29 protein-coding genes are annotated in these 25257 nt (G+C 70.7%); 17 read left to right on the top strand and 12 right to left on the bottom strand.

Annotated elements, in window-relative coordinates:
* Positions 1 to 2: 2 nt before the first annotated feature.
* Both ACFC06_RS26395 and ACFC06_RS26400 read right to left on the bottom strand, forming a co-directional pair.
* Positions 3 to 830, bottom strand: a complete 828-nt coding sequence (locus tag ACFC06_RS26395; protein WP_375937144.1) for an ABC transporter permease — start codon at positions 828 to 830, stop codon at positions 3 to 5.
* Positions 830 to 1681, bottom strand: coding sequence for an MlaE family ABC transporter permease (locus tag ACFC06_RS26400; RefSeq protein WP_375937147.1), 852 nt, complete (start codon positions 1679 to 1681; stop codon positions 830 to 832). The genes ACFC06_RS26395 and ACFC06_RS26400 overlap by 1 nt, the downstream gene beginning before the upstream one ends.
* Positions 1682 to 1913: 232 nt before the next feature.
* On the opposite strand from ACFC06_RS26400, the gene ACFC06_RS26405 reads away from it, so the two are divergent.
* Genes ACFC06_RS26405 through ACFC06_RS26430 form a run of 6 tightly spaced genes read left to right on the top strand, consistent with a single transcriptional unit; the run spans position 1914 to position 7558 of the window.
* A complete protein-coding gene (locus tag ACFC06_RS26405) occupies positions 1914 to 3119 on the top strand; it encodes a cytochrome P450 (RefSeq protein ID WP_375937150.1) in 1206 nt (401 codons plus the stop codon).
* Complete coding sequence (locus tag ACFC06_RS26410) at positions 3119 to 3910, top strand: SDR family oxidoreductase (protein WP_375937153.1); 792 nt, start codon at positions 3119 to 3121, stop codon at positions 3908 to 3910. The genes ACFC06_RS26405 and ACFC06_RS26410 overlap by 1 nt, the downstream gene beginning before the upstream one ends.
* Entirely contained in the window at positions 3907 to 4128 is a 222-nt protein-coding gene (locus ACFC06_RS26415) for a ferredoxin (protein ID WP_375937156.1), read from the top strand. Before ACFC06_RS26410 ends, ACFC06_RS26415 begins: the two co-directional genes overlap by 4 nt.
* The gene (locus ACFC06_RS26420) at positions 4125 to 4676 is read left to right on the top strand and encodes a nuclear transport factor 2 family protein (protein WP_375937159.1); all 552 of its coding nucleotides are present in this window, start codon (positions 4125 to 4127) and stop codon (positions 4674 to 4676) included. Before ACFC06_RS26415 ends, ACFC06_RS26420 begins: the two co-directional genes overlap by 4 nt.
* 5 nt (positions 4677 to 4681) lie before the next feature.
* A complete protein-coding gene (locus ACFC06_RS26425) occupies positions 4682 to 5920 on the top strand; it encodes a hypothetical protein (protein WP_375937162.1) in 1239 nt (412 codons plus the stop codon).
* A gap of 27 nt (positions 5921 to 5947) precedes the next feature.
* Complete coding sequence (locus ACFC06_RS26430; RefSeq protein WP_375937165.1) at positions 5948 to 7558, top strand: acyl-CoA synthetase; 1611 nt, start codon at positions 5948 to 5950, stop codon at positions 7556 to 7558.
* Between the two features lie 2 nt (positions 7559 to 7560).
* Here ACFC06_RS26430 and ACFC06_RS26435 read toward each other — a convergent pair whose 3' ends face one another.
* Complete coding sequence (locus ACFC06_RS26435; protein ID WP_375937168.1) at positions 7561 to 8589, bottom strand: beta-ketoacyl-ACP synthase 3; 1029 nt, start codon at positions 8587 to 8589, stop codon at positions 7561 to 7563.
* Between the two features lie 88 nt (positions 8590 to 8677).
* Between ACFC06_RS26435 and ACFC06_RS26440 the strand changes: the two genes are divergently transcribed.
* Positions 8678 to 9259, top strand: coding sequence for a TetR/AcrR family transcriptional regulator (locus ACFC06_RS26440; protein ID WP_375937171.1), 582 nt, complete (start codon positions 8678 to 8680; stop codon positions 9257 to 9259).
* 13 nt (positions 9260 to 9272) lie between these two features.
* Here ACFC06_RS26440 and ACFC06_RS26445 read toward each other — a convergent pair whose 3' ends face one another.
* Together ACFC06_RS26445 and ACFC06_RS26450 are read right to left on the bottom strand one after the other, a co-directional pair.
* Positions 9273 to 10181, bottom strand: coding sequence for an alpha/beta hydrolase fold domain-containing protein (locus ACFC06_RS26445; RefSeq protein WP_375937174.1), 909 nt, complete (start codon positions 10179 to 10181; stop codon positions 9273 to 9275).
* A gap of 18 nt (positions 10182 to 10199) precedes the next feature.
* A complete protein-coding gene (locus ACFC06_RS26450) occupies positions 10200 to 10742 on the bottom strand; it encodes a YaeQ family protein (protein ID WP_375937177.1) in 543 nt (180 codons plus the stop codon).
* 62 nt (positions 10743 to 10804) lie between these two features.
* Here ACFC06_RS26450 and ACFC06_RS26455 point away from each other — a divergent pair, with 62 nt between their 5' ends.
* On the top strand, positions 10805 to 11233 hold the full coding sequence (locus ACFC06_RS26455) for a hypothetical protein (RefSeq protein WP_375937180.1): 429 nt from the start codon (positions 10805 to 10807) through the stop codon (positions 11231 to 11233).
* Here ACFC06_RS26455 and ACFC06_RS26460 read toward each other — a convergent pair.
* The 5 genes from ACFC06_RS26460 to ACFC06_RS26480 all read right to left on the bottom strand — a co-directional run bounded on the left by ACFC06_RS26460 (position 11230) and on the right by ACFC06_RS26480 (position 14598).
* Entirely contained in the window at positions 11230 to 11574 is a 345-nt protein-coding gene (locus ACFC06_RS26460; protein ID WP_375937183.1) for an MmcQ/YjbR family DNA-binding protein, read from the bottom strand. The genes ACFC06_RS26455 and ACFC06_RS26460 overlap by 4 nt on opposite strands.
* 35 nt (positions 11575 to 11609) lie before the next feature.
* Positions 11610 to 12485: a metal ABC transporter permease gene (locus tag ACFC06_RS26465; RefSeq protein ID WP_375937185.1), complete on the bottom strand. Its 876-nt coding sequence runs from the start codon at positions 12483 to 12485 to the stop codon at positions 11610 to 11612.
* A 10-nt stretch (positions 12486 to 12495) separates the two neighbouring features.
* The gene (locus ACFC06_RS26470; RefSeq protein ID WP_375937188.1) at positions 12496 to 13224 is read right to left on the bottom strand and encodes a metal ABC transporter ATP-binding protein; all 729 of its coding nucleotides are present in this window, start codon (positions 13222 to 13224) and stop codon (positions 12496 to 12498) included.
* Positions 13221 to 14156: a metal ABC transporter substrate-binding protein gene (locus tag ACFC06_RS26475; protein ID WP_375937191.1), complete on the bottom strand. Its 936-nt coding sequence runs from the start codon at positions 14154 to 14156 to the stop codon at positions 13221 to 13223. Before ACFC06_RS26475 ends, ACFC06_RS26470 begins: the two co-directional genes overlap by 4 nt.
* Positions 14157 to 14223: 67 nt before the next feature.
* Positions 14224 to 14598 (bottom strand): cupin domain-containing protein, encoded by a 375-nt coding sequence (locus ACFC06_RS26480; protein ID WP_375937194.1) that lies wholly within the window; start codon positions 14596 to 14598, stop codon positions 14224 to 14226.
* A gap of 70 nt (positions 14599 to 14668) precedes the next feature.
* Here ACFC06_RS26480 and ACFC06_RS26485 point away from each other — a divergent pair, with 70 nt between their 5' ends.
* Positions 14669 to 15130, top strand: coding sequence for a MarR family winged helix-turn-helix transcriptional regulator (locus ACFC06_RS26485; protein ID WP_375937197.1), 462 nt, complete (start codon positions 14669 to 14671; stop codon positions 15128 to 15130).
* A gap of 207 nt (positions 15131 to 15337) precedes the next feature.
* A complete protein-coding gene (locus ACFC06_RS26490; protein WP_375937200.1) occupies positions 15338 to 15568 on the top strand; it encodes a hypothetical protein in 231 nt (76 codons plus the stop codon).
* Here the strand turns inward: ACFC06_RS26490 and ACFC06_RS26495 are convergent, their stop codons facing one another.
* Together ACFC06_RS26495 and ACFC06_RS26500 are read right to left on the bottom strand one after the other, a co-directional pair.
* Positions 15569 to 16993: an amidase gene (locus tag ACFC06_RS26495; RefSeq protein WP_375937203.1), complete on the bottom strand. Its 1425-nt coding sequence runs from the start codon at positions 16991 to 16993 to the stop codon at positions 15569 to 15571.
* Between the two features lie 99 nt (positions 16994 to 17092).
* On the bottom strand, positions 17093 to 17767 hold the full coding sequence (locus tag ACFC06_RS26500) for a hypothetical protein (protein WP_375937206.1): 675 nt from the start codon (positions 17765 to 17767) through the stop codon (positions 17093 to 17095).
* A 127-nt stretch (positions 17768 to 17894) separates the two neighbouring features.
* On the opposite strand from ACFC06_RS26500, the gene ACFC06_RS26505 reads away from it, so the two are divergent.
* The 7 genes from ACFC06_RS26505 (at position 17895) to ACFC06_RS26535 (ending at position 25255) form a co-directional block, all read left to right on the top strand.
* Positions 17895 to 19154 (top strand): ATP-grasp domain-containing protein, encoded by a 1260-nt coding sequence (locus ACFC06_RS26505; protein ID WP_375937209.1) that lies wholly within the window; start codon positions 17895 to 17897, stop codon positions 19152 to 19154.
* Positions 19151 to 19978: a hypothetical protein gene (locus ACFC06_RS26510; protein WP_375937212.1), complete on the top strand. Its 828-nt coding sequence runs from the start codon at positions 19151 to 19153 to the stop codon at positions 19976 to 19978. The genes ACFC06_RS26505 and ACFC06_RS26510 overlap by 4 nt, the downstream gene beginning before the upstream one ends.
* Positions 19975 to 21009 (top strand): PLP-dependent cysteine synthase family protein, encoded by a 1035-nt coding sequence (locus ACFC06_RS26515; RefSeq protein WP_375937215.1) that lies wholly within the window; start codon positions 19975 to 19977, stop codon positions 21007 to 21009. The genes ACFC06_RS26510 and ACFC06_RS26515 overlap by 4 nt, the downstream gene beginning before the upstream one ends.
* Complete coding sequence (locus ACFC06_RS26520) at positions 21006 to 22304, top strand: MFS transporter (protein ID WP_375937218.1); 1299 nt, start codon at positions 21006 to 21008, stop codon at positions 22302 to 22304. Before ACFC06_RS26515 ends, ACFC06_RS26520 begins: the two co-directional genes overlap by 4 nt.
* Positions 22305 to 22419: 115 nt before the next feature.
* Positions 22420 to 23373, top strand: a complete 954-nt coding sequence (locus tag ACFC06_RS26525; protein ID WP_375937221.1) for a hypothetical protein — start codon at positions 22420 to 22422, stop codon at positions 23371 to 23373.
* Positions 23370 to 24179: an ABC transporter ATP-binding protein gene (locus ACFC06_RS26530; protein WP_375937224.1), complete on the top strand. Its 810-nt coding sequence runs from the start codon at positions 23370 to 23372 to the stop codon at positions 24177 to 24179. The genes ACFC06_RS26525 and ACFC06_RS26530 overlap by 4 nt, the downstream gene beginning before the upstream one ends.
* Positions 24176 to 25255, top strand: a complete 1080-nt coding sequence (locus ACFC06_RS26535) for a FecCD family ABC transporter permease (RefSeq protein ID WP_375937227.1) — start codon at positions 24176 to 24178, stop codon at positions 25253 to 25255. The genes ACFC06_RS26530 and ACFC06_RS26535 overlap by 4 nt, the downstream gene beginning before the upstream one ends.
* Positions 25256 to 25257: the final 2 nt, after the last annotated feature.

A 25257-nucleotide genomic window follows, 5' to 3' on the forward strand; every position in this document is an offset into this window, starting at 1 on the left:
CATCACCCGGTGAATGTGACGGGAGACCGGAATCCCCACAGTGCGATGGTGGCGAGCATGTCCAGGGCGATGATGGCGACCAGGCTGGCGCGGATCGCCCGCCCCGACCCGATGCCGACCCCTTCCGGCCCGCCGGTGGCGAAATAGCCCTGATAGCAGTGGATCAGCACGACCGCGATCGCGAACACCGTCACCTTGACGACGGCGGCGAACACATCCCAGCCGACCACGAACTGGTCGAAGTAGTGGTTGTAGGTGCCGGTCGGGGTGCCGTGGATCGTGGTCACCACGAACGCGCAGGAGAAGTAGCTCAGGATCAGCGCGACGACGAATGCCGGTGCCACCGCGACGATTCCGGCGATCACCCGGGTGGTCACCACGAAGGGCACCGAGCGGATGCCCAGCGACTCGATGGCGTCGATCTCCTCGGAGATGCGCATGGAGCCGATCTCGGCGGTCATCCGGCAGCCCGCCTGCGCGGCGAAGCCGATCCCGGCCGCGATCGGCGCCAGTTCCCTGGTCACCCCGAAGGCCGAGACGAGTCCGCTGAGCTGGCCGAGCGAGAGCAGGTTCAGCGCGCTGAACGCCTCGATCCCGATGGAGGCGCCCATGGCCGCGCCGAGCAGCAGCATCAGCGGCACCACCCCGCCGCCGATGATCACCGACCCGCGCCCCCAGGTCATGTCGGTGATCGTGGTGATCGTCTGCTTGCGGTAGTGCGCCAGCGTGTACGGCACCGAGGACAGCACCTGCCAGACGAAGCCGACCACGAACCCGATCGACTCCACCGGCCCCAGCCCACGCCGCCACACCCCACCCGCGGCCGTCATCAGGCCATCCGCACCGGGAAGAACATCGTGACCACCTGCGTGATCACGGTGTTGAGCACCACCGCGGCGGCGATCGACATCACCACCGCGGCATTGACCCCGTCGGCGACCCCGCGCGGACCACCGCCGGCCTCCAGCCCGCGCTGACAGGCGATGACCACCACCAGGAACCCGAAGATCACGGCCTTCACCAGCGCGACCCACACATCCAGCGGCATGGTGAACGCCCCGAACGACTGCCAGTAGCTGCCCGGCGTCACATCCAGCGCCGAGACCGCCACCGCGAAGCCCGAACCGATCCCGACCACGATGATCACGACAGTGAGCACCGGCGCCACCAGCATCATCGCCGCGATGCGCGGCACAACCAGCCTGCGCACCGGGTCCACCCCCATCACCCGCAGCGCATCGATCTCCTCACGGATGGTCCTGGCGCCCAGATCGGCGGCGACGGCGGCGGCCCCGGCCCCGCCGAGCAGCATGGCGGTCGCCATCGGCGCGCCCTGCTTGATCACCCCGAGCCCGCCCGCCGCGCCGATCATCGAATCGGCACCGAGCTCGGAGACGATATTGCCGACCTGCGCGGACACGATGACCCCGAACGGAACGGCCATCAGCACACTCGGCACGGCGGTGACGCGCAACAGGAACCAGGCCTGGGTCAGGGTCTCGCCGAGCGGGAAACGCAGCCGCAGCGCGTCGACGGTGCCGAGATGGATCGCCGCGGCACCCATCCGCAGGGCGCGTCCCAGCGTCACGACACTCGACAGGACGGTCTCGGAGAAATTGCGCCGGAGCAGCTGCCCCGCGCCCTCCGGTGCGGCCGTGACCTCGCCGTCTACCCCTGCCATGCGAGGGACCGTACCATATGATTTAGACCACATTCCAGACACTGGTTCAGATTATTGACCAGTTGGCTCCGACCAGCTCAGAGGCCGGTCGAGCCCCCTTTCCAGACCGAAAGCGTTGTACCGAACCAGTGTCGGTGGTACCGTCCAGACACATGTCCAGCTACGTGTCTCACAGCGGGTCGAACACCTCGGCCCGCGGCGGGGACGACCTTCCGGAACCGGGGTATTCGCGATGACGAGCGCCGCTGTGGAACCCGTGACCTTCGACCCGTACGACTACCGGTTCCACGAGGACCCGTACCCGACCTATCACCGTCTGCGCACCGAGGCGCCGCTGTACCACAACCCGGACCTCGACTTCTGGGCGCTGTCGCGCCACGCCGATGTGCTCGCCGCCTTCCGCGACAGCGAACGGCTCTCCAGCGCGAACGGGGTGTCACTGGATCCGGCGGCCTGGGGGCCACACGCGCACCGGGTGATGTCGTTTCTGGCCATGGACGACCCGCGGCACATGCGCATGCGCAAACTGGTGTTCAAGGGCTTCACGCCCAAGCGCGTCGCCGAGATGACCGACCGCATCCGCGAGATCACCCTCGAGCATCTCGAACCCGCCGTCGCGCGCGGGGATTTCGACTGGATCGACGAGGTGGCGGGCAAGCTGCCGATGGATGTCATCTCCGAGCTGATGGGGGTGCCCGAGCCCGACCGGGCCGAGATCCGGCGGCTGGCCGACCTGGTGGTACACCGCGCGGAGGGCGTGCTCGACGTACCGGTGGAGGCCATCGACGCCTCGATCCGCCTGTTCGGCTACTACACCGAGATGGTCGCCCAGCGCCGCGTCACCCGCGCCGACGATCTCACCTCGGCCCTGCTGGACGCCGAGATCGACGGGGACAGCCTCACCGACGAGGAGATCATCGGATTCCTGTTCCTGATGGTCGTCGCGGGCAACGAGACCACCACCAAACTGCTGGGCAATGCCCTGTACTGGGCGGCGGCGAATCCGGACGAGTACGCCAAGGTGGTCGCCGAGCCGGAGCTGGTGGCCGACTGGGTCGAGGAGACCCTGCGCTACGACACCTCCAGCCAGATCGTCGCGCGCACCGCCGCCGTCGACATCGACTACCACGGCGCGACCATCCCCGCCGGCGCCAAGGTGCTGCTGCTGATCGGCTCGGCCAACCGCGATCCCGCCGCCTTCGACGACGGCGACAGCTATGTGATCGACCGCCAGGACGGCGGGACGCTCGCGAGTTTCGGTGCGGGGGTGCACTTCTGCCTCGGCGCGCATCTGGCCCGCCTGGAGGCCCGCATCGTGCTCGGCGAATTCGTCGCCCGGGTACCGGCTTTCACGGTCGGCCACGCCGGGATCGCGCGCGTGCATTCCACGAATGTCCGTGGCTTCGCCCATCTTCCGATCACCGTGGAGGCCCGCTGATGCCCCGCTTCACCCCTCATCCCGACCGCAGACCCGCCCTCGTCACGGGGGCGTCCTCCGGTATCGGCGCGGCCACGGCCGTCGCGCTGGCCGAGCTGGGTCATCCGGTGGCGCTGGGCGCGCGCCGGGTCGACCGGTGCGAGGAGCTGGCCGCCAAGATCCGCGCGGGCGGCGGCGAGGCCGTCGCGTACCGGCTCGATGTCACCGACGCCGCCTCGGTGGACGCGTTCGTCGGTGCCGCCGAGCAGGCCGTCGGTCCGGCCGAGATCCTGGTCTCCGGCGCGGGTGACATCGAGTTCGCGCTGGTCGGCGAGATGGACCCCGAGCGGTTCCTGCTCCAGGTGCAGGTGCATCTGGTCGGCGCGCAACGCCTGATCCATCGGGTGCTGCCCGGGATGCGGGCCCGGCGGCGCGGCGATCTGGTGGTGATCAGTTCCGACTGCGCCGACCACGTCCGCCCGCGCACCGGCGCCTACAGCGCGGCCAAGACCGGGCTGGAAGCGATGGTCACCCAGCTGCGTATGGAGCTGGAGGGCAGCGGGATTCGCGCGTCACTGGTGCGACCGGGGCCCACGCTGACCGGCATGGGCATGGACGCCACCCCCGAGGTGGTCGGTCCGCTGCTCCAGGACTGGAAGGACTGGGGTTTCGCCCGGCACGCCTACATGCTCAAGCCCGAACACCTCGCCGACGCCGTCACCACCGTGGTCTCGATGCCGCGCGGGGTGCACATGGTGCTGGTCGAGGTGCAGCCGGAGGCGCCGCTGCGGTCCGACGGGGGTGCGGCATGAGGATCGAGGTCGACGCGGACCTGTGCCAGGGCCACGGGGTCTGCCAGGACGAGGCGCCCACGGTGTTCACCGTGCCCAAGCGCGGCACCGTCGAGATCGTCGACCCTTCCCCCGGCGCCGACGAGCACGCGGCTGTGCGGGCCGCCATCCGCTACTGCCCCACCCGGGCGCTGTCGATCACCGACGAGCCCGATTCCTCGAAAGGGACCCACCGATGACAGCTTTCGATCGCGGCGAACTCGACGAGATGGTCCGGCGCTGGGTGGTGGCCAACCAGGACTGCGAGCGCGCCGGGGACTGGCGGCCGCTGGCCGAGATGTACACCGTCGACGCCACCTACGGCTGGAACTACGGGCCCAAGCAGGAGTTCATGTCGGTGGGCCGCGAGGAGATCCGCGAGCTGGCCCTCGGCCAGGAGATGCTGGGGCTCGAGGGCTGGACGTATCCGTATCAGGAGTTCGTCGTCGACGAGCGCAGCGGCACGGTGATCGGCTTCTGGAAGCAGGTCAACGAGAACACCCGCGCCGACGGGCGGCCGTACTCGCCCGAGGGCATCGGCGGCAGCTGGTTCCGCTACGGCGGCGACTTCCGATGGTCCTGGCAGCGCGACTTCTTCGACTTCGGCAATGTGTCGGCGCTGTTCCTGGACATGATCACCGACAACGCGCTCTCCCCCGGCATGCACAAGCGCATCGAACGCTCGGTGTCGGCGCAGCCGCTGCCGGGCTGGTATCGCATCGGCGAGTCCCCGGCCCCGCTCTGGTGACAGCGATGAGCGGATTCGCCGCGCTCTCGCGCGATCAGCTCGCGGCACTGGTGCCCGAGCTGCTGCTGTGCGGTCATCTCATCGACCGGTCGGGCATGGCGCACACCATCGCCGCGTTCGGCCGGGAGGGGATGACCGCGGTCGCCATCGAGGAATGGCAGCTGGCCAGTCCCGTCTACACCCGCCGCATGCAGCGCGCGCTGCGCTTCCCCGGCGACAGCGTCGAAACCATCTTCAAGGGCCTGCAACTCGATATCGGCGCCCCACCGCAGTTCATGGACTTCCGCTTCCGGGTGGACGACCACGACCACGGCGAGTTCTGGCTCGACCACTGCGGCGCGCTCGCCGACGTGGAGCCGATGGGCGAGCCGTTCGTGGTGGCCATGTGCCACGACATCGAGGACCCCACCTTCGACGCGACCGCCCTGGCCACCAATGCGCACGCTCAGGTCAGGCCGGTGCACCGCCCGCCGCGGGTGCCCGCCGACCGCACGCCGGTGTGCGCGTGGACTGTCGTCATCGACCCCGCGCATGTCCCACCACCGGCCCCCCGGAACGCGGCGCTGGTCGCGGATTCCCGTGCGGCACAGCAGCAACTGAATGCGATCGACACCGCCGAGGACGGCCGGGCCGACTACGCCGGCCCGCTGCTGAGCGATCTGCGCTTCGCCGACTTCTCGCACAGCGCCCTGCGCAGACTGGCCGAGGAGATCTGCCTGCAACAGCACCTGCTGACCCTCGGGTTCCTGATCGCGATCCGCGACCGCTCCGACGACGACACCGCCCGCGTCATCGGCGGCAAACAGCTCACCGGCATCGCGGGTCTGACCTCCGAACGCCTACGCCGCTGCCTCGGCCTCGGCGACGACGCGCACGCCCTGGCCACGGTGCTGAGCGTGCACCCGGCCCTGAATCCGCTGGGCTACACCGGGATAGACGTACGCGTCGTGGACGAGGCTGTGCGCGTGCGCCTTCCAGCCACCAGCGACGCCCTGGCCGACGGCACCTGGCCCGCCCTGCTCACCCCCGAGGACCCACGCCCGCTCGACGCCCTGGTGCGCGGGGTGAATCCCCGCTTCACGACTACCGTCACCGAATCCGGCCCCGACGGCTGGACCGTCACCGTCACGCGGGCCGACCAGCCCTTCCGCGAGGCCCCCGAGGTCGCGGTGACCCGGTTCAGCACCGGCGCCGCCTTCACCTTCACCGATCGCGGAAAACCCCTCCCGCTCACCGTCGTGTGAGTGCTTCGCCCCAGAGATGGATGCACCATGGCCAACAACTTCGCCGACCTGTTCGAACACGCCGTCGACGCCATGCCCGAGCGGGTGGCGCTGATCCAGCAGGAGCGACGGCTGAGCTTCCGCGACCTCGACATCCGGGCGAACCGGCTGGCCGATCAGCTGGCCGCGCGCGGCGTCGGCCACGGCACCCATGTGGGTTTCCAGCTGCACAACAGCATCGAGACCATGGAGACGCTGATCGCCTGCTTCAAGCTGGCCGCGGTCCCGATCAATATCAACTACCGCTACGGGCCGACCGAACTGACCTACGTCTACGGCAATGCCGACCTCGAGGTGCTGCTCTACCACGCCTGTTACGGCGAGGCGGTGCACGAGGCGCTCACGCAGACCCCGGCACTGCGGACGGTGATCCGCGTCGACGACGACCGCGCCGCCACCGGTCCCGGTGAGGGCGACCTGCGCTACGACGCGCTGATCGCGCAGGGAAAACCCTTCCGCCCCACCGTGACCCGCACCGCCGACGACCTGTTCATGATGTACACCGGCGGCACCACCGGCCTGCCCAAGGGCGTGATGTGGCGCCAGGAGGACATGTGGCGCGTGCTCGGTGGCGGCATCGACTTCTACAGCGGCGAGCCGGTCCGCGACGAGTACCAGCAGTCGGCCACCGGCGCGCAGGGCGTGCCCAGCACCTGGTTCGTGCTGCCGCCGCTCATCCACGCCGCCGCCATGATGCCCACCTTCAACGCCCTGTGGTCGGGCAACGCGGTGCTGTTCGAGCCGCGATTCGACCCGGGGAAGATCTGGCAGGCCGTGGCCAACCACCAGCCGCACGTCATGGTGATCACCGGCGACGCCATGGCCCGCCCACTGCTCGACGAGTTCGCCGCCCGGCCGGTGGACGCGTCCTCGCTGCTGGTGATCGCCTCCGGCGCGGCGCTGCTGTCGCAACCGGTGAAGAACGCGCTGCTCGAACAGTTCCCGGCCTCGATGGTGTCGGATTCGATCGGCTCGTCCGAAACCGGTTTCGGCGGTATCGGATTCGCGCAGAAGGACGACGATCCCGGGCGCGGGCCACGGGTGCGGACCGGGCGTGGCGCGGTGGTCGTCGACGCGGACGGGCGGCCCGTCGCACCCGGCGAGGAGGGCTGGCTGGCCAAGACCGGCGCCGTGCCGCTGGGCTACTACAAAGACCCCGAACGCACCGAACGGCTGTTCAAGACCGTGGACGGCGCCCGCATCGTGGTCACCGACGATCGGGCGCGTGCCGAGACCGACGGGTCGATCACGCTGATCGGGCGCGGCAACATGGTGATCAACACCGGCGGCGAGAAGGTGTTCCCCGAAGAGGTCGAGGCGGTGGTGAAATCCCACGACGCCGTCTACGACGCGGTGGTCATCGGGGTGCCGCACGAGCGCTGGGGACACCAGGTGGCCGTCGTCATCTCGCTCACCGACGGCCACCCCTTCGACCCCGCCGCCCTGCGCGCCCATCTGCGCCCCCACCTGGCCGGTTACAAGATCCCGCACCGGATCTGGCTGGCCGACACCATCTCCCGCTCCCCCAGCGGCAAACCCGACTACCGCTGGGCCAGGGACTACGTCACCGGCCGGGCCCCGGACCACGCGGCCGACTGAGCTCAGGCGATCGGCGGCAGGTGCACCACCTGGCCCGCGTAGGCCAGGCCCGCGCCGAAACCGAGCAGCAAGGCGGTGTCACCCGGCTGGGCGGCGCCGGTGCGCAGCAACTGTTCCATGGCCATGGGGATCGACGCCGCGCTGGTGTTGCCGGTCTCGACGATGTCGCGGGCGATGGCGACCGACTCCGGCAGGTCCAGGACGCGGACGAGGGCGTCGGTGATGCGACTGTTGGCCTGGTGCGGGACGAAGGCGTCCAGCGCGTCGGCGGCCACGCCCGCGTTGGCCAGCGCCGCACGGCACGCCTTCTCCAGGAAGGTCACCGCCCAGCGGAAGACCTCGGTGCCGTTCATCCGGATATACGGCCGCACCGCGTCGGCGCCCTTCTCGGCGACCTCGGCGAAGTACTCGGCGAAGTCCTTGTCCTGTTTGATCGCCGAGGTGCGGCTGCCGTCGGAACCCCAGGCGACCGGGCCGATGCCCTCCTGCTCGGCCGGGCCGACCACCACCGCGCCCGCGCCGTCGGCGAAGATGAACGCGCAGGTGCGGTCGGCGGTGTCGAGCAGGTCGGAGAGTCGTTCCACCCCGACTACCAGCACGTGCCGGGCCTGGCCCGCGCGCACGAGGTTCGCGGCGTCGGCCAGTGCGTAGCAGAAGCCCGCGCACCCTGCGGAGATGTCGTAGGCGGCGGTGTCGTGCATGCCGAGTTCGGTGGCGACCACGGCACCGGCCGACGGGCCCAGCACCATCTGCGAGGAGGTCGCGAGGATCACCGCGTCGACCTGCTCGGCGGCGATCCCGGCCGCGGCGAGCGCGTCGCGGGCCGCGGCCACGCTCATGCCGACGATGGTCTCGGTGTCGTCGGCCCAGTGCCGCGCCTCGATGCCGGAGCGGGTCTTGATCCACTCGTCGGAGGAATCGATGGCCTCGACGATCTCGGCATTGGGCACGACGCGGCGCGGGCGGTAGACGCCGAGGCCGAGAATTCCGGTATGGGTGATCGGAACAGCGGTGGCGATGGGGGTGGGCATGGCATCCTCTCCATATGAACCGATCGGTTCACGTCGAATAGGTCTAACATGAACCGATCGGTTCAATCAAGGGTTGGGAGGAGATCGGATGGCCGCCGGACCACGCGCCCGACTGATCGAACACACCATCAGCACCGTGCAGCAGCACGGCGTGCACGCGGCCGCGCTGAGCGAGCTGCTCAAGCGCAGCAACACCTCACGCAATTCGCTGTATCAGCACTTCCCTTCCGGCAAGGGCGAATTGGTGCAGACGGCGGCACGCATCGTGTCGCGGCTGGTGTACTCGCACGTCAGCGCCATGGCGGATTCCCTGCAGACCACACCCTCGGTGCAGCAGTGGCTCACCGACCTGCTGGCCTTCTGGCGCACCCCGCTCGAGGATTCCGATTTCAGCGCGGGCTCGTTCATGATGGCGGCCGCCCTCGACGAGCTGGACCCGGCCGTGCAGTCGGTGGCCGGTCAGGCCTTCGCCGAGTGGACCGCCCGCCTGGCCGACGGCATCGTCGCCACCGGCATCGAACGCGCCACCGCCGTATCCCTGGCCGGCTTCCTGCTCACCACCATCGAGGGCACCATCGTCCACAGCCGCGCCCTCAAGTCCCCCCACCCCTTCGACCAGGCCGTCACCCAACTCACCATCCTGCTCAACCTGCACCTGTCCCAGCGCTGAGCGGGCGTGACACTCAGCCGTCCAGGTCGGCGCGGAGGGTCGCGACGAGATGGTCCCGCGCGCGGGCACCCTCGGGTGTCGGCGTGAGGGGGTAGACGTGGACCAGGCCCGTGGCCTCGTGATAGTCGACGTCGACGCCGGCGGAGGTGGCCTTGTCGACGAGCAGGCGGGTGTCGGGGTTGAGGATGTCGTGGGTGCCGCTGTAGACGGTGAGGGGGCCGAGGCCGGTGAAGTCGCCGAACAGGGGGCTCACCATGGGGTGCTTCATGGGCAGGTCGCCGCGCCAGAGGTTGCCGAAGACCAGGGCGCCGTCGCGGCCGAGCCAGGGGTCGTCGGGGAGGACGGTGTCGATGGCGGGGTTCTCGAGGGTGAGGTCGACCGCGGGTGAGATCACCACCGTGCGTGGCACTTTCGCCTGGGCGGTGTCGCGCAGGTGCAGCGCGGTGGACAGCGCGATCTGGCCGCCCGCGGAATCACCGGCCAGGAAGGTCGGGCCGTGGCGTTCGGCGCTGTCCAGGACGAGACCGGCGAACCACGGAATCACCTGGGCCGCGGTGCCGGTGGGGATCAGCGGGTAGATGGGGACGGTGACCGTGAGATCCAGCTCGGCGGCCAGGCGCGCGGCCAGCCGCCAGTGCGGTGTGGCGATCTCGCCCACCCAGCCACCGCCGTGCGCGTAGACCAGCCCGCCGCGCGAGCGCCCCGAGGACGGCGTGAGGGTGAACACCGGCCACCCCTGATCCTCGGTCCGCGTCACCGTCACCCCGCGCAGGCGCTTGGGCGGCAGGTAGCTCGCGGGCGAGGCCGCGCACTGCGCGATGTAGGCGTGCGCCGCGGCCACGTCGAGATACTTGCGGTTGCGGCGGGTGAGCCGCAGGAACGCGGGCAACACGAACCGGCTCATCACGCTGAGATCGGACACCCTGGCGACGATACGGGCTCAGGCCAGCCGGTGTTCGGCGATCTCCCCGCGCAGGCTGGTGCCGTTGAGGTCCAGGTAGAGCACACCCTCGGTGACCGAGAGGGTGGCGGTATTGCGGCGGTCGACGAGCGCGGCGGCCGCGTCGACGAACGCGCGCTCGACGCCGTAGAGCGGGATCTGCTCGGCGCGATGGATCTTCTTGCCCGCGTACTGGGCCAGCACCTTGGCCGGATCGCGGTGGGTGTAGACCGCCGCGCGCCCGGCGAGTTTGCTGCCCCGGTGCACGCGGTCGGCGTCGGGCGCGCCGACCTCGATCCAGGCGGTGACCCGGCCGGTCAGGTCACGGATCTGCACGGCGGGTTCGTCGGTGGCCGAGATGCCGCCCTCGCTGAACACGATGCCCTCCTCGTACTGCAGGCAGTAGGCGAGGATGCGGGTGACCATGTACTCGAGGGTCTCCGAGGGGTGGCGGGCGACCCGCAGCTCGAGGTCGGTGTAGACGCCGCGGTCGACATCGGCGAGCTGGACGGCGAAGTGGTGCAGGGTTGCGCTGAGTGCCATAGGAGCTCCGAGCCTACCGGTCCCCGCTTGCGCGGACCGGTCCGGACCGCCAGCATCTCTGCATGCGAATCACCCACGTTTCAGCCCTGGCCGCCGTGCTGCTCACCCTCGGCACGGCAAGCGCTGCGGCGCAAGCGGATCCGGCCGACACCCCACGCCAGGCCATCGCCCGCAGCTACCTCGACGCCCTGGTCTCCCACGACGCGAGCGCCGTCCCCTTCGCCCCCGACGCGACCCGCGTCGAAGCCGGATTCCAGACCGGCTACTCCGGCCCGCAGCTGGCCCACGATCTCGAGCACGGCCCGCAGTACCGCGTCATCCAGGGCATCCGCGAGCTGACCATGTCCGAAGCCGGGGACACCGTCACCACCCGCTACCTGCTCGACACCGGTGTCGCGGGCGTGCGCCTGACCACCGTCGAGATCGTCGAGACCTTCGTCATCCCGACCGACTCGATCCAGACCATCGAGGCCACCATCACCCCGGTCTAACCGCCCTCCTGGTCGGCGACCAGGGCGCGGGGCGCGGCTTGCCGCCAGGAATCGGTGACGATGGCGGCGAGCTCGTCGCGGTCGTCGAGGGCAGCCAGCCGCACCCGCACCCACGCATTGTTCGCCTCGTGCGCCGCGATCCAGAACTTCTCCGGCTCGGCCGCCACCAGCTCGTCACGATCGATGATCGGACACCGCACCGCCATCGAGCTCTCCTCCTCCGGCAACGTGAGAAACAGCCTCCCCGCGACCTTGAAAATCGGCATCCCCCAGGCGAAATGCTCACCGACCTCGGGCAGCGCGAGAGCTACGGCACGAACATCGTCCCCGGTCACATCCATGCGCCCGATCATCGCAGCACCGACCGACAGGTGACCTACACCTCGGCGGCCGTCGCCGCGCGGGCGCGGGCGGTGGTGAGGCGGCGGCCGATGATGCCGTGGCGGGGGGCGAAGAGGTAGACGAGGGTGAAGGCCACGCCCTGGGTGACCACGACCATGCCGCCGGCGGCGGTGTCGAGGTGGTAGCTGAGGTAGAGGCCGGTGACGGCGCAGAGGACCGAGATGGTGGGGGCGATGAGCAGCATGCGGGAGAAGCGGTCGGTGAGCAGGTAGGCGGTGGCGCCGGGGATGATCAGCATGGCGACGACCAGCACGACGCCGACGGCCTGCAGGGCGACGACCGAGGTGAGGGCCAGCAGGGCCAGCAGGGCGGTGCCGAGGACGCGGGGGTTCAGGCCGATGGCGTGGGCGTGGGTGGCGTCGAAGGCGTAGAGGGTGAAGTCGCGACGCTTGAGAACCAGCGCCGTGAGGACGATGGCGGCCAGGATCATGATCTGGACCATCTCGCCCCGGCTCACGCCGAGCAGATTGCCGAAAACGATGTGGTTGAGGTCGGTTTGGCTCGGGGTCACCGAGACCAGGACCAGGCCGAAGGCGAACAGCGTGGTGAACACGATGCCGATGGCGGCGTCCTCCTTGACCCGGCTGGTGTCGCGCACGACGCCGATCAGCGCGACGGCGAGGAAACCGAAGACCACCGCCCCCACCGCGAACGGCCAGCCGACGATGTAGGCAAGCACTACACCGGGCAGCACGGCGTGGGAGACGGCGTCGCCCATCAGCGACCAGCCGATCAGCACCAGCCAGCACGACAGCACCGCGCACACCAGCGCCGCGGTGACCGTGGTCGCCAGCGCGCGCACCATGAATTCGTAGCGCAGCGGTTCGACGAAGAATTCTTCGAGACTCATCAGGATTTCCTCACGCGTCCACATCGAGGCCGAAGGCCTTGGCCAGGTTCTCCGGGCGCAGCACCACATCCGGGTCGCCGTGTTCGAGCACCCGGCGGTTGAGCAGCACGGCCTCGTCGGCCAGGGCGGGCAGCGCGTGCAGGTCGTGGGTGGAGACGAGGATGGTCGCGCCGTCGGCGGCCAGCTCGCGCAGCAGCGCGGTGATGGTGGCCTCGGACCGCTTGTCGACCCCGGCGAACGGCTCGTCGAGCAGCAGGATGGTGGCTTCCTGGGCGATGCCGCGGGCCACGAACGCCCGCTTCTTCTGCCCGCCGGAGAGCTGCCCGATCTGGCGGTCGGCCAGGTCGGTGAGGTCGACGCGGGCCAGCGCGTCGGCGACGGCGGCGCGGTCGGCCCTGCTCGCGCGCCGGGTGAAGCCCATCTTCCCGTAGCGGCCGGTCATCACGACATCGCGCACCGAGAGCGGGAAGCTCCAGTCCACGTCCTCGGATTGCGGGACGTAGCCGAGGGTGCCAGCCTTGCGGGCGGCGGCGGGCGCGCGACCGTTGATCAGCACCCGGCCGCGATCGGGGGTGACCAGGCCCATGATGGTCTTGAACAGGGTCGACTTGCCCGAGCCGTTCATGCCGATCAGCCCGCAGACGCGGCCCGACTTCAAGGTCAGCTCGACATTGTCGAGGGCGAGCACGTCTGCGTAATGAACTGTCACGTCCTGGATCTCGACAACCGGTGCGGTCACTTGGGCACTCCGGACAGGGCGGTCGCGATGGTGGTCGCGTCGTGGCGGATGAGCTGCAGGTAGGTGGGGACGGGGCCGTCGGGCTCGGAGAGCGAGTCGACGTACAGGGTGCCACCGAAGCGGGCGCCGGTGGCCTCGACGACACGCTGCATGGGCGCGTCGGACACCGTCGACTCGCAGAACACCGCGGGCACCCCGCGCTGGCGCACGAAGTCGATGGCCGAGCCGATCTGCTGCGGGGTGGCCTGCTGTTCGGCGTTGACCGGCCAGATGTACTTCTCGGTGAGCCCGGCGTCGCGGGCCAGGTAGGAGAACGCGCCCTCGCAGGTCACCAGGGCGCGGTGGTCGGCGGGCAGGGTGTTCACCGCGGCGGTCAGGTCGTCGCGGACGGCGCCGAGTTCGGCCTTGTAGGCGTCACCGTTGGCGCGGTAGGCGGCGGCGTTGTCCGGGTCGAGGTCGGTGAAGGCGCGGACCATGTTGTCGACGTAGATCTGCGCGTTCACCGGTGACATCCAGGCGTGCGGGTTGGGCTTGCCGCGGTAGGCGTCCTCGCCGATGTCCATCGGGGTGACGCCCTCGCTGACCACCGCGTGCGGCACGTCCAGGTCGGCGACGAACTGGGCGAACCAGGCCTCCAGGTTCAGGCCGTTGTCCAGGATGAGGTCGGCCTTGGCGGCCTTCTTGATGTCGCCCGGGGTGGGTTCGTAGCCATGGATCTCGGCCCCGACCTTGGTGATCGACTCCACCCGCAGATGGTCGCCCGCGACATTGCGGGCCATGTCGGCCAGCACGGTGAAGGTCGTGAGGACGACCTTCTTGCCGTCGTCCTCGGCGCCCACCCCACCACAGGCGGTGAGCGCGATCGCCAGGACACTCAGAACTACTGCCGACAGCGCCCGGCGGCCCGGCGCACAGTGAAACCCAACCCTCATTCCGGAATTATATTGTTCGGGTCACCGAACTTTCAAGTTCAAGGCACGAAACAGGGCTGTTGACGGCTCAGGATGCCCAGGGCGGGGTGAAGGTCGAGCCATCGGGCAACTCGGCAGCGAACCCCGCCCGCACGGTGACGAGCAGCGCCGCGGGCACCGCGCACGCGTTGGTGAGGGCGATGGTCGCGCCCGCCGGGGCGACGGCGGCGTCGCCGGGACGCAGGTCGGCGGATTCGCCGTCGACGGTCAGCGTCACCTCCCCCGACAGCAACACGAAGGCTTCCTCGCCGAGGATGCGATGCGGCACGCCGGTGGAGCCGGGCGCGACCTCGGTCTGCCAGACGCACAGCTCGGCACTGCCGACGCCGGGGCGGATGAGCGAGGTGAAGCGGGCGTTGTGGATCTCGTGGACGGGGGCGTCGGCGGCGCGGACGACGGGCATGAATCTCTCCTATCAGTCAAGCAACTTGCCTATATGGTCAACCTGGTTGACTATCCTGTCAAGTGCCACAATGGCTGTCGTGCCGACGAATCCGCCGCCCACCGGCGACCTTCCGCTGCTGCTGCTCGCCGCGGCGGCCGAAGTGAGCCGGGCGGTGCAGGACGGTGTCGCCGCCGCGGGCTTCCCCGACATCCGCCCCGCGCACGGTTTCGCCTTCGTGCGGATGGCGCCCGACGGGGCGACGGTGGGTGAGATCGCCGAGCATCTGGGCGTCACCAAGCAGGCGGCCAGTCAGCTGGTCGAGGAGCTCGTGACCAAGGGCTACGCCGACCGCAATCCCCATCCCGACGACGCGCGCGCCCGGCTGATCACGCTGACCGAACGCGGCTGGGCGTGCACCAGGGCCGCCGACGCCGCGCTCGCCGAATTCACCCGCGGCTGGGGCGAAACGCTCGGCGCGAACACGCTTTCGCAGGTCAGGCAGGCGCTGGCAAAGGTCGTCACGCCGGGACGCGTGCGCCCTAATTGGTGAGGCGTAACCCTTTCGCCGATCTTCGCGATGCCCAGGCGAATACCTGTTAATCGGAAGAACAGGATTTTCAAAAAGACCACCGTGTCGAGACGGTGCGCGGCATACTCGGGTTCGAGCGGTGACGCGCCACCGCGGCCACCCGGACCAGCGGTCCGGGGAGCGCTCTCGTCACACACCTCACCGTTCCTCGCGATCCCCGGAGGGTCCATGTCCTCGCTTGCCACCGTCGACTCGGTCGACACCATCACCCGTCACAAGTACGAGCGGTTGCAGTACACCGGCTCGGCGGGCGTCGTCACCTCGCTCGAGGACGCGCGCCTGGTCGAGCGCTGGCGGCTCGACCACCCCGGCTGGACCGGGGAGCACTGGGCCTTCGAGGCCGGGACCGCCAGCCCCGGACGGCTGCGCCCGATCAATGTGGCGGCGCGGCCGAACTGATCAGGCGGCGCCGGCGGCGGCCGGACGGTCGACGATCCTGGGGAAAGGGCTCGTCGCCTCCAGCTGATAGGCCAGGTCGAGCAGGGTCCGCTCGTCGCCGCGGCGGGCGGCGAGCTGGACCGAACCCGGCAGACCCACGGGCAGCAGGCCGTGCGGCACCGAGATGCCCGGCCCACCGCCGACATTGTTGAGCGGGGTGAACCCGACGTAGTCGACCAGCTTGGTGAACAGTTCCTCGAAGGGCTGCCCGGGGGCCAGCTCGCCGATCCGCGGCGCCGGATGCGAGAGCACCGGGGTCAACAGCACGTCGACATCGGCGAAATGCCGGTCGTAGGTGGCCGTGCCCGAGCGCAGCCGCCAGGTGGCCGCCGCGGTGGCGAACGGATTGCGCTTGACCAGGCCGATCAGGCCCTTGGTGAACGGATCGAGTTTGCCCGCGTCGAAATAGCCGCGGTGCCCGATCCGGAACGACAGCGTCATGGCCGCGGCCATCACCGCCCAGTACTGCTTGAAGTCCTCGACGAAGCGTGGGTCCACGTCCAGGCGCATCTCGACGATCTCGTGGCCGAGTCCGGTGAGCACGGCCGCCGCCGAATCCAGCACCGCGGCGTTGTCGGGGTGGACCGGGCGGCCCAGCACATCGGCGGTGATCAGGCCGATGCGCAGGCGGCGCGCGGTGGGCCCCTCGACCAGCCCGACCGGCGGCAGCTTCGGATTCGGCGCGAACTGCTCGACCGCGGCCAGGTAGTGCGCGGTGTCGCGGACCGAGCGGGTGAGCACGCCCTCGGTGACCAGCTGCACCGGCAGGCTGCGCGCACCGGGCTGGTCCAGCAGCCGGTTGCGGGTGGTCTTCAGCCCGACCAGGCCGTTGGCCGCGGCCGGGATGCGGATCGAGCCGCCGCCGTCGTTGGCGTGCGCGATCGGCACCACACCGGCCGCGACCAGCGCCGCCGACCCGCCCGAGGACGCGCCCGCCGAGTACTCCGGATTCCACGGATTGCGGGTCGGCGCCCGGCCGATGAACTCGGTGCTGGCGGTGAGACCGAACTCCGGCAGCGTCGACTTGCCCAGCACCACCACGCCCGAATGCAGGAACTGCGCGCCCGGTCCCCCGGTGGCGGTGGCGGGGTGCGGGGTGAACGCCGCCGACCCGTGGCAGCTGGGCAGCCCGGCGATATCGGTGTTGTCCTTGACGAAGGCCGGGACCCCGGCGAAGACGCCCGCGGTCTCCGGTGACGCGGCGGCCCGCTCGAAACACCGCACCTGGACGGCGTCCAGACTCGGATCGACCCGCTCGGTGCGGGCCACGGCCGCCGCGATCACCTCCGTGCGCGTCACCTCGCCCGCCCGCAAGGCCCTGGCCACCCCGACGGCGTCGAGCGTGCCCAGTGCGTCATCGGTGAATCCATGGACCGCAGAGCTCATGGCCGCAGCGTAATCCGCCGGGGCGGCCCTTCGCGGCGGTAACGAGATTCCACAGCATTCCCTCAGTCCCGCGACGGACCCCGCCGCGGGACCGGCCGCCTACTTCGCCGGAGCGGTGAAGGGCTGGTTGATCGTGGTGAAGTACTGGATGGCCGCACCGACCGCCACCGGCGCGGTGATGAAGATCTGGCCGGCGACCGCGCCCAGCGAACCCATGGCAAGCACGCCGCCGATACAGCCGACCGCGGCGGCGGGGATGAACGGGCCGAACAGGCCCACGATGGTGGCCGAGGCGATGGTGGCCCCGGCGATCCCGCCGAGCACACAGCCCACCGCCGCGCCGCCGAGGCCGCCGACGAGGGTGCCGATGGCGGCGCCGAGGCTGATGGTGCTGGTCATCCGCGACCAGGCGGCCTGCTCGCGGTCGTATTCGGATTTCCACGGCGCCTTGTCCTCGAACGGCAGCGCGACCGGCTTGTAGACGGCCTTGGCCATGTCCAGCTCGGGGGTCAGGGTGGCCTTGCCGCCGCTGATCTCGGCCGCGATCGGGAACTGGAAGTCGTCGAGGGTGAAGGTCAGCGGGGTGGCCGCCACCACCATGCCGGCGCGGTCACGGACCTGGAGGGCGCCGTCTGCCACGACCAGGTCGCCGTGCTCGATCTCGATGATCGAGGCGGTGTCGGTGGCGTGCGCGGTGAACGAGACCGGCTGCTCGGGGGCCTGCGCCTGACCGGTCCCGGCCGTGACAGTCAGCGCCGCCAGTGAAAGAGCCATGGGCACAACGATTTTCCTCAACAACATGCGTTTTCCTCATCAGGTTCCGGTCGAACGGATGCTCGACTATCGACATATTAACGATAATGGTTATCATTTACACCTTGATGGAGGGCTTGGAGGACACGTGGGACATCTACTGATGGTGGAGAGCTGGGTCGGCTCGATGAGCAGCCTGCTCCCGGCGGGCATCGCCGACAGCGGACACCGGTTCAGCTTTCTGACCAGGGATCTCGGGCACTATCTGCGCACCGCGACCACCCATCCGCACCCCCTGCTGAGCGCGGAGAACGTGTTCACGGCCGAGACCAACGACGAGGCGGCGCTGCTGCCGTTCGTGCGGGATCTGCACGGCGTCTTCGGTTTCGACGGCGTGCTCACCTCCTGCGACTACTACCTGCCGACGGTCGCCGCCATCGCCGCGGATCTGGGTCTGCCCGGTCCGGGCCGCGCGGCGGTCGCCGACGCCTGCGCCAAGGACCGGACCAGGGAGGTGACCCGGGCCGCGGGGGTGGCGGGCCCGGACTTCGCCATCGCGCGGGAATGGGACGAGATCGCCCTCGCCGCAAAGGAAATCGGCTATCCACTGGTGGTGAAGCCGGTCGACCTGTGTGGCGGGATGTTCGTCACCCTGGTCGCCGACGACGACGAGTTGCGTGCCGCGGTGGACCGGATCGCCGCCTTCGGCGTGAACGCGCGCGGCCAGCGGCGAGTACCGCAGATCCTGCTCGAAGAGTGCGTGGACGGCCCGGAATTCAGTGTGGAGACGGTGACCGCCGGTGGCCGGACCACCGTGATCGGGGTGACCGACAAGCAGCTCACCGGCGCGCCGGCCTTCATCGAGTGCGGGCACATGTTCCCGGCCGCCCTCTCCCCCGCCGACACCACGGCGATCACCGATCTGGCGGTGGCGGCGGTCGAGGCGCTCGGTCTCGACGCGACGGTGGCGCACACCGAGATCCGGCTCGGCGCGCGCGGCCCACGGCTGATCGAGGTGAACCCCCGCCCGGGTGGCAATCGGATCACCGAACTGGTGCGCCGGGTCACCGGCATCGATCTCACCGCTGTCCAAGCCCAGGTGGTGACGGGCGCCGTCCCCGATCTCACACCGCGCGAGACCGGTATCGCCAGTGCGGCAGTGGCATTCGCCGTGCCCGACCGCGCGGGCACCCTGACCCGGATCGACGGCACGGAGAGCTGGGCCGACGACCCGCGGATCGTGGAGCATCGCCTCGCCGACCCCGGCACCGTGGTGCGCCCCGCGACGGACAACAACAGCTATCTCGGCCATGTGCTGGTCACCGACGAGAACTCCGGCACCGCAGGCGATCTCGCGCGCGCACTGATCGACGACGTCCGGTTCGAGCTCGACGGTGGTGCCGCGTGATCGACTCCACCCTGCGCCCGTCCTCGGTGGACGACCTGCTCGCCGCCGCCCGCGACGGCCTGCTCGGGCCCGACCCGGCCACCCTGCGCGCCTCGACCGCGTTCCGCACCAGCTACGGCACCCGCCACCCGGGCCGCACCGGCGGCTACCGCAACGAGGTGCTCAGCATCCGGGTCGGGGCCGCCGTCGGATCGTGTGGTGTCGAACCAGGTTCGGCCACCGGCGAACTCGTCGACGACTGTGTCGCGGCCACCGTGGCCGAGCTGCTCGACCACCCGTCGCCACCGGTCCGTATCGCCGCGCTCGACGCCTATCTCCTGCACAGTTGTCCCCATCCGCGCGCCGCCGGGATCGAGGGGACGCCGGTGGTGATCGAGGGACCGACCTCGCTGACCAAATCGCGCCGCCGGGCCGAGGCCGTGGTCGATCTGCTGCCCGGCGATGTCCGCCGGGTGCTGGTGGTCGGGGTGGTCGGGTCGCTGCTGGCCGAGTTGCGGGACCGGTCGATCGGGTATCTGCCGTGCGATCTGGCGGGCGGGGTCACCGAGTGGGGTGAGCCGGTGTTCGAGTCGGTCGCGGCCGCGCCGGACGATTACGACGCGCTGCTCGTCACCGGAATGTCGCTGGGTAACGGCAGTTTCGACGAGTTGCGGGCCGTGGCGCTCGCACGCGGGCTGCCGCTGGTTCTGTTCGCACAGACCGGCAGCGGCGTGCTGCCGTGGTTCCTCGGCCGCGGGGTGCACGCGGTCTCGGCGGAGCCGTATCCGTTCTTCTCCCTCGACGGCGGACCCAGCACCATCCTCACCTATCGGGAGCGGCGATGACCGCGCCCCAACCCGCCCTGCTCGAGCTCATCGGCCGGACGCCGGTCGTCCGGGTACCGGCCGGAACGAACTGGTACACAGCCAAATTGGAGTCGGCGAGCATCGCCGGGATGAAGGCGCGCGCCGCCGTCTCGATGCTGCGTGCCGCCGCGGCCCGCGGTGATCTGGCCCCGGGCGCGCCCATCATCGAATCCACCAGTGGCACCTTGGGCATGGGACTCGTGCTGGCAGGTAAGGCGCTCGGACATCCGGTGGTGCTGGTGGTCGACGATGAACTGGAACCCGATCTGCGCGCGCTGTTCTGCGCCTACGGCGTGCGGCTGGAGGTGGTCACCGAACAGCACCCCGTGGGCGGCTGGCAGCAGGCCCGGCTGGATCGGCTGGCCGAGCTGCGGGCCGCGATGCCGGGGGCATACTGGCCCGACCAGTACGACAATCCCGACAACGCGGGCGGCTATCGCGCGATGGGTGAGGAGATCCTGGCCCAGGTCGAGCAGGTCGATGTGCTGGTCGCCTCGATCGGGTCGGGCGGCCACTGCGCCGGGCTCACCCGCGTCCTGCGCACCCGCTGGCCCGCGCTGCGGGTGATCGGGGTGGACGCGGTCGGCTCGCGGATCTTCGGCCAGCCCGACCGGCGCAGGCTCATGCGCGGGCTCGGCAGCAGCATCCTGCCGCGCAATGTGGCCTATCCCGATTTCGACGAGGTGCACTGGGTGGGCGCGGCCGAAGCGGTGGCCTCGTGCCGTCGGCTGGCGGCGGCCACCGGGCTCGCGGGCGGCTGGAGCACCGGTGCGGCCGCGCTGGTGGCGGGCTGGGCGGCCGAGCGCGCGCCCGGCAGCCGGGTGCTCACGGTGTTCCCCGACGGGCCGCACCGCTACCTGCGCACGATCTACGACGACACCTGGTGCCGGGCCAACGGCCTGTTCGCCCCGGCCGCCACCGAACCGGCGACCGTCGCCACACCCGACCACGAGGTGCGCGGCTGGGGCCGGTGCACGCTGGTCCGCGATCCGGCCGGGGTGCGCGCGTGAGGGAATTCGCCGCGCTGCCGTGGGCTGTGCGGCTGCTGTTGATGAACCATCTCGTCGGCCATATCGGCTTCTACCTGCTGGTTCCGTTCCTGGCCGACTATCTGCTCGACGACCTGGCCCTCTCGGCGGCCGTGGTCGGCATCGTGCTCGGCGTGCGCAATCTGAGTCAGCAGGGATTGTTCCTGGTCGGCGGTTCGGCGGCCGACCGGCTCGGTGCGCGCGGGGTGATCACCGCGGGGCTGGCCATCCGCGCGATCGGCTTCGCGCTGTTCGCGGTCGGCGGCTCGCTGCCGGTGGTGCTGGCCGCCGCGGTGCTGACCGGTTTCGCGGGGGCCCTGTTCAATCCGGCCGTGCGCGCGCTCATCGCCCGTGACAGCGGCACCCGCTCGGCCCAGGCGTTCGCGCTGTTCGCCGTGTTCGGCAATGCCGGTGCCGCGATCGGGCCCGTGGTGGGCACGGTGCTGATCGCGGCGGGTTTCCGGATGAGCGCGGTGGTGGCCGCGGCGATCTTCGCGGTGCTCGCGGTGCTGCAGTGGGCGCTGCTGCCGGTGCGTCCGGTGCCCACCCCCACCGCCGGGCTCGGCGCCGATTTCGCGACGGTGTTCACCGATCGCCGGTTCTGGGCGTTCGCGCTGGCGCTGATGCCGATGTTCGCGTTGCAGAGCCAGATCTATTTCCTGTTCACCCTGCAAGCCCAGGACAGTGCCGCGCCCGGGCACGGGCCCGCGGCGGTGGCCACCTTGTTCGTGGTGGAGACGATCGCGGTGGTGGCCTTGCAGGTGCGGGTCACCGCGGTACTGGCGCGCTCGCCGCGGCGTGGTCCGGCGATGGCTGCGGGCATGGCCGTCATCGGCGTGGCCTTTCTCATCCCGCCCGCCTGCACCGGGCTGGTCGGCACCGTGGGAGACGGGCTCGCGGGCACCGCGATCCGGGTCGCGCCGGTGGTGCTGGCCGCCATCGTGCTCGCCCTTGGCGTGACCGCGGCCCAGCCCTTCGTCAACGAGGCGATCGGCCGCTTCGCCGACGACCGGCTCACCGGCACCTACTTCGGCGCGTTCTACCTGGCCTCGGGCCTGTGCACGGTCGCGGGTACCGCCCTCACCGGCGCTGTCCTCGACCGCACCGGTGGCGCGCTGAGCTGGCCGCCCGCCCTGCTGTGCGCGGGCGCCGGAATGGCCTCGGCCCTCGCCGTTCTCGCCCTGCATCGACGAAACCTGTTGCCCGCCGCCGAGTCTCCCCCGTCCCCGGACACTTCGCACTCCACGGCCCCCTCCGAAAGGTCAGCACCCCGATGACTGCTCCGCACCCCACGGCACCCGGGCCGGATTCCACACCTGACGCCACCTCCCATCCCGCCGACCAGCGGGGCGCCGCGGTGGCGATCCGGTCCAGCGCCGGGTCGGTCGCGCGATGACGGTGATCCACCCACCGCGCACCGGGACCGGAAGGGCGGTCGGTAGCTGCGGTGAGCTGCTCCAGGGCGTCACCGAGCACGACCGGCACTTTCTCGTCACACTGCCCATCCGGGGTGGGTCGATCGCCGTGTTCGAGCCGGGGCCCGAGCCGGTCAGCGTCGCCCCGCCGCACAAGTCCAAGGCCCTGCGGCTGGCGAAGACGATGGTCGCTCGTTCGCGCGTCCTGCGCGGTGGACGGCTGACCCTGCGCGGCGACCTGCCCGAGGGCAAGGGGCTGGCCAGTTCCACCGCCGATCTGGTCGCCACCGCCCGCGCGGTCGCCGACGCCGAACGCAGGCCGCTGCCGGTCGCCGAGATCGAAGCCGATCTGCGGGCCATCGAGCCGTCCGACGGCGTGATGTATCCGGGCACGGTCGCCTACTGCCACCGCGAGGTGCGGTTGCTCGCCCGGCTGGGGACCCTGCCCGCGCTCACCATCGTCACCGGGGACGAGGGCGGGCTGGTCGACACCGTCGAATTCAACCGCAGCGAACCGTGTTTCAGCGCTGCGACCAAGCGTGAGTACAGTGCGCTGCTGGCCGAGTTGAGCACCGCCGTCGCCCGCGGTGACCTCGCCACCGTCGGTGCCGTGTCGACGCGCAGCGCGATGCTGTGTACGCGGACGCGGCCGCACCTCGAGTCCACGATCACGGCGACCCGCGCGCTGGGTGGTCTCGGCGTGGTCGTGGCCCACAGCGGGACAACGACCGGCATCCTGCTCGCCGAGGACGACCCGCACTACCGCGCGAAACTCGCCGGAGCCCAGGCGATCTGCGCCGAGTTCGCCTGCGCGACCGGCATCCACCACTCGTGGCGACCGGCAGCGCGCCCCACCTCGCGCCCGCATCCCGTCGACCACGCCGCCCACCCGGCGCACCCCGCCGTCCTCCCCGGGAGTCCTCCGTCATGATCACCGTCGACCAGCTCCGCTTCTCCTACGACGGGCGAATCACCCTCGACGACATCACCTTCCACACCGAACGCGGCGAGACCGTCGGGCTGATCGGGCCCAACGGGTCGGGCAAGTCGACACTGCTGCGGCTGATGTACCGCGCGCTGCGGCCCGCGGGCGGGACGGTGGTGATCGACGAGACGCCGGTGGAGGCCCTGCGCGGGCGCGAACTGGCCGCGCGGCTGGCCGTGGTCGCCCAGGAATCCCCGCCCGATACGCCGGTGACGGTGGCCGAGACCGTGCTGCTCGGCCGCTCGCCGTGGGTCGGCGCGTTCCAGGGCTATTCGCGGGCCGACCGGATCGCCGCCGCGGCCGCCCTCGAACGGGTGGGTGCCCGCGCGCTGGCCGACCGCGCCTACGCCACCCTGTCCGGCGGCGAACGCCAGCGCGTGCTCATCGCCAGGGCACTGGCCCAGCAGGCCGACCACCTGCTGCTCGACGAACCGACCAACCACCTCGACATCCGCTACCAGCACGAATTGCTCGGCCTGGTCCGCGAACTCGCCACCACCACGACCATCGTCGTGCTGCACGAACTCAATCTCGCCGCGCGCTACTGCGACCGGCTGGTGCTGCTCGACGGAGGTCGCATCGTCGCGGCGGGACCGGTCGAGGAGGTGCTCACGCCGCGCGTTCTCGAACCCGTCTACGGCATCACCGTGCGCCGGACCAGCGCGTTCGGTGCCGTGCAACTGCTGTTCGGCCCCGCCGCCGAACCGGAGCAGCGAGCCGAACCCGCCGACCGAAAGGCCACCGCCCGATGACCACGACGCTGCTCGACGACCCCGGCGTCGACGACCTCGACCACGCGGGCCACCGTGGCCGCACCCGCTGGTGGATCGGCGGACTCACCGCCGCGCTGGGCCTCGCGGTCGTGCTGGCCGCCGGGCTCGGGCCGGTGACGGTCCCGCCCATGACGGTGCTGCGGATCATCGGCGGGCACACCGTCGGCCTCCCCGACACCGCCGACTGGAGCACCGCGCAGGACTCCATCGTCTGGCTGGTGCGGGTGCCCCGGGTGCTGCTCGGCGCGCTGGTCGGGGCCGCGCTGGCGGTCAGCGGCGCGGTGTTGCAGACCGTGGTGCGCAATGTGCTGGCCGACCCGCACATTCTCGGCGTCACCTCGGGCGCGTCCACCGGGGCGGCGGTGTATCTGCTGTTCGGTGTCACCGCGGCGACCACGACGGCGGCGCTGGCGGCCAGCGCGTTCGCCGGCGCGCTGGCCGCGACCGTGCTGCTGTTCGTGATCGCCCGGATGAACGGGCAGCTCACCTCGCTGCGGCTGCTGCTGGCCGGGGTGACCATCGGCTACATCTTCGCCGCGGCCACCAGCTTCCTGGTCTTCGCCTCCGACCGGCCCGAAGCCGCCCGGACCGTGCTGTTCTGGCTGCTCGGCTCGCTGGCCTCGGCGGGCTGGGCCTCGGTGGCGACCACCGCGGCCGTCGTGGCGGCGGCCTGCCTCGCGGTGCTGCTCATGGCCCCGCGCCTGGACGCGCTGGCCGCGGGCGAGGACACCGCGCGCACGCTCGGCGTCGCCCCGCAGCGGGTGCGGTTGTGGGCGCTGCTGATCGTGGCGCTGGCGGTCGGTTCCGTGGTGGCTGTCGCGGGGGCGATCGGCTTCGTCGGGCTGATCGTGCCGCATGTCGCGCGGCTGTGCGTCGGGGGTACGCACCGGCAGCTGCTGGTGGTGAGCGCATTGCTCGGGGCGCTGTTCCTGGTGATCGCCGATGTGGCCGCGCGCACCGTGTTCGCGCCGCGCGAGCTGCCGCTCGGCATCGTCACCGCCGCCGTCGGCGCGCCCCTGCTGCTCGTGCTCATCCGCAGGCTGCGCGCGTCCTGAAT

The sequence above is a fragment of the Nocardia sp. NPDC056064 genome (genome assembly GCF_042266925.1).
Taxonomy (GTDB): Bacteria; Actinomycetota; Actinomycetes; order Mycobacteriales; family Mycobacteriaceae; genus Nocardia.

Excerpts from the sequence above, each read along its gene's own strand:
- ACFC06_RS26395 (WP_375937144.1), bottom strand. The coding sequence starts at position 830 with ATGACGGCCGCGGGTGGGGTGTGGCGGCGTGGGCTGGGGCCGGTGGAG.
- ACFC06_RS26400 (WP_375937147.1), bottom strand. The coding sequence starts at position 1,681 with ATGGCAGGGGTAGACGGCGAGGTCACGGCCGCACCGGAGGGCGCGGGG.
- ACFC06_RS26405 (WP_375937150.1), top strand. The coding sequence starts at position 1,914 with ATGACGAGCGCCGCTGTGGAACCCGTGACCTTCGACCCGTACGACTAC.
- ACFC06_RS26410 (WP_375937153.1), top strand. The coding sequence starts at position 3,119 with ATGCCCCGCTTCACCCCTCATCCCGACCGCAGACCCGCCCTCGTCACG.
- ACFC06_RS26415 (WP_375937156.1), top strand. The coding sequence starts at position 3,907 with ATGAGGATCGAGGTCGACGCGGACCTGTGCCAGGGCCACGGGGTCTGC.
- ACFC06_RS26420 (WP_375937159.1), top strand. The coding sequence starts at position 4,125 with ATGACAGCTTTCGATCGCGGCGAACTCGACGAGATGGTCCGGCGCTGG.
- ACFC06_RS26425 (WP_375937162.1), top strand. The coding sequence starts at position 4,682 with ATGAGCGGATTCGCCGCGCTCTCGCGCGATCAGCTCGCGGCACTGGTG.
- ACFC06_RS26430 (WP_375937165.1), top strand. The coding sequence starts at position 5,948 with ATGGCCAACAACTTCGCCGACCTGTTCGAACACGCCGTCGACGCCATG.
- ACFC06_RS26435 (WP_375937168.1), bottom strand. The coding sequence starts at position 8,589 with ATGCCCACCCCCATCGCCACCGCTGTTCCGATCACCCATACCGGAATT.
- ACFC06_RS26440 (WP_375937171.1), top strand. The coding sequence starts at position 8,678 with ATGGCCGCCGGACCACGCGCCCGACTGATCGAACACACCATCAGCACC.
- ACFC06_RS26450 (WP_375937177.1), bottom strand. The coding sequence starts at position 10,742 with ATGGCACTCAGCGCAACCCTGCACCACTTCGCCGTCCAGCTCGCCGAT.
- ACFC06_RS26455 (WP_375937180.1), top strand. The coding sequence starts at position 10,805 with ATGCGAATCACCCACGTTTCAGCCCTGGCCGCCGTGCTGCTCACCCTC.
- ACFC06_RS26460 (WP_375937183.1), bottom strand. The coding sequence starts at position 11,574 with ATGGATGTGACCGGGGACGATGTTCGTGCCGTAGCTCTCGCGCTGCCC.
- ACFC06_RS26465 (WP_375937185.1), bottom strand. The coding sequence starts at position 12,485 with ATGAGTCTCGAAGAATTCTTCGTCGAACCGCTGCGCTACGAATTCATG.
- ACFC06_RS26475 (WP_375937191.1), bottom strand. The coding sequence starts at position 14,156 with ATGAGGGTTGGGTTTCACTGTGCGCCGGGCCGCCGGGCGCTGTCGGCA.
- ACFC06_RS26480 (WP_375937194.1), bottom strand. The coding sequence starts at position 14,598 with ATGCCCGTCGTCCGCGCCGCCGACGCCCCCGTCCACGAGATCCACAAC.
- ACFC06_RS26485 (WP_375937197.1), top strand. The coding sequence starts at position 14,669 with ATGGCTGTCGTGCCGACGAATCCGCCGCCCACCGGCGACCTTCCGCTG.
- ACFC06_RS26490 (WP_375937200.1), top strand. The coding sequence starts at position 15,338 with ATGTCCTCGCTTGCCACCGTCGACTCGGTCGACACCATCACCCGTCAC.
- ACFC06_RS26495 (WP_375937203.1), bottom strand. The coding sequence starts at position 16,993 with ATGAGCTCTGCGGTCCATGGATTCACCGATGACGCACTGGGCACGCTC.
- ACFC06_RS26500 (WP_375937206.1), bottom strand. The coding sequence starts at position 17,767 with ATGGCTCTTTCACTGGCGGCGCTGACTGTCACGGCCGGGACCGGTCAG.
- ACFC06_RS26515 (WP_375937215.1), top strand. The coding sequence starts at position 19,975 with ATGACCGCGCCCCAACCCGCCCTGCTCGAGCTCATCGGCCGGACGCCG.
- ACFC06_RS26525 (WP_375937221.1), top strand. The coding sequence starts at position 22,420 with ATGACGGTGATCCACCCACCGCGCACCGGGACCGGAAGGGCGGTCGGT.
- ACFC06_RS26530 (WP_375937224.1), top strand. The coding sequence starts at position 23,370 with ATGATCACCGTCGACCAGCTCCGCTTCTCCTACGACGGGCGAATCACC.
- ACFC06_RS26535 (WP_375937227.1), top strand. The coding sequence starts at position 24,176 with ATGACCACGACGCTGCTCGACGACCCCGGCGTCGACGACCTCGACCAC.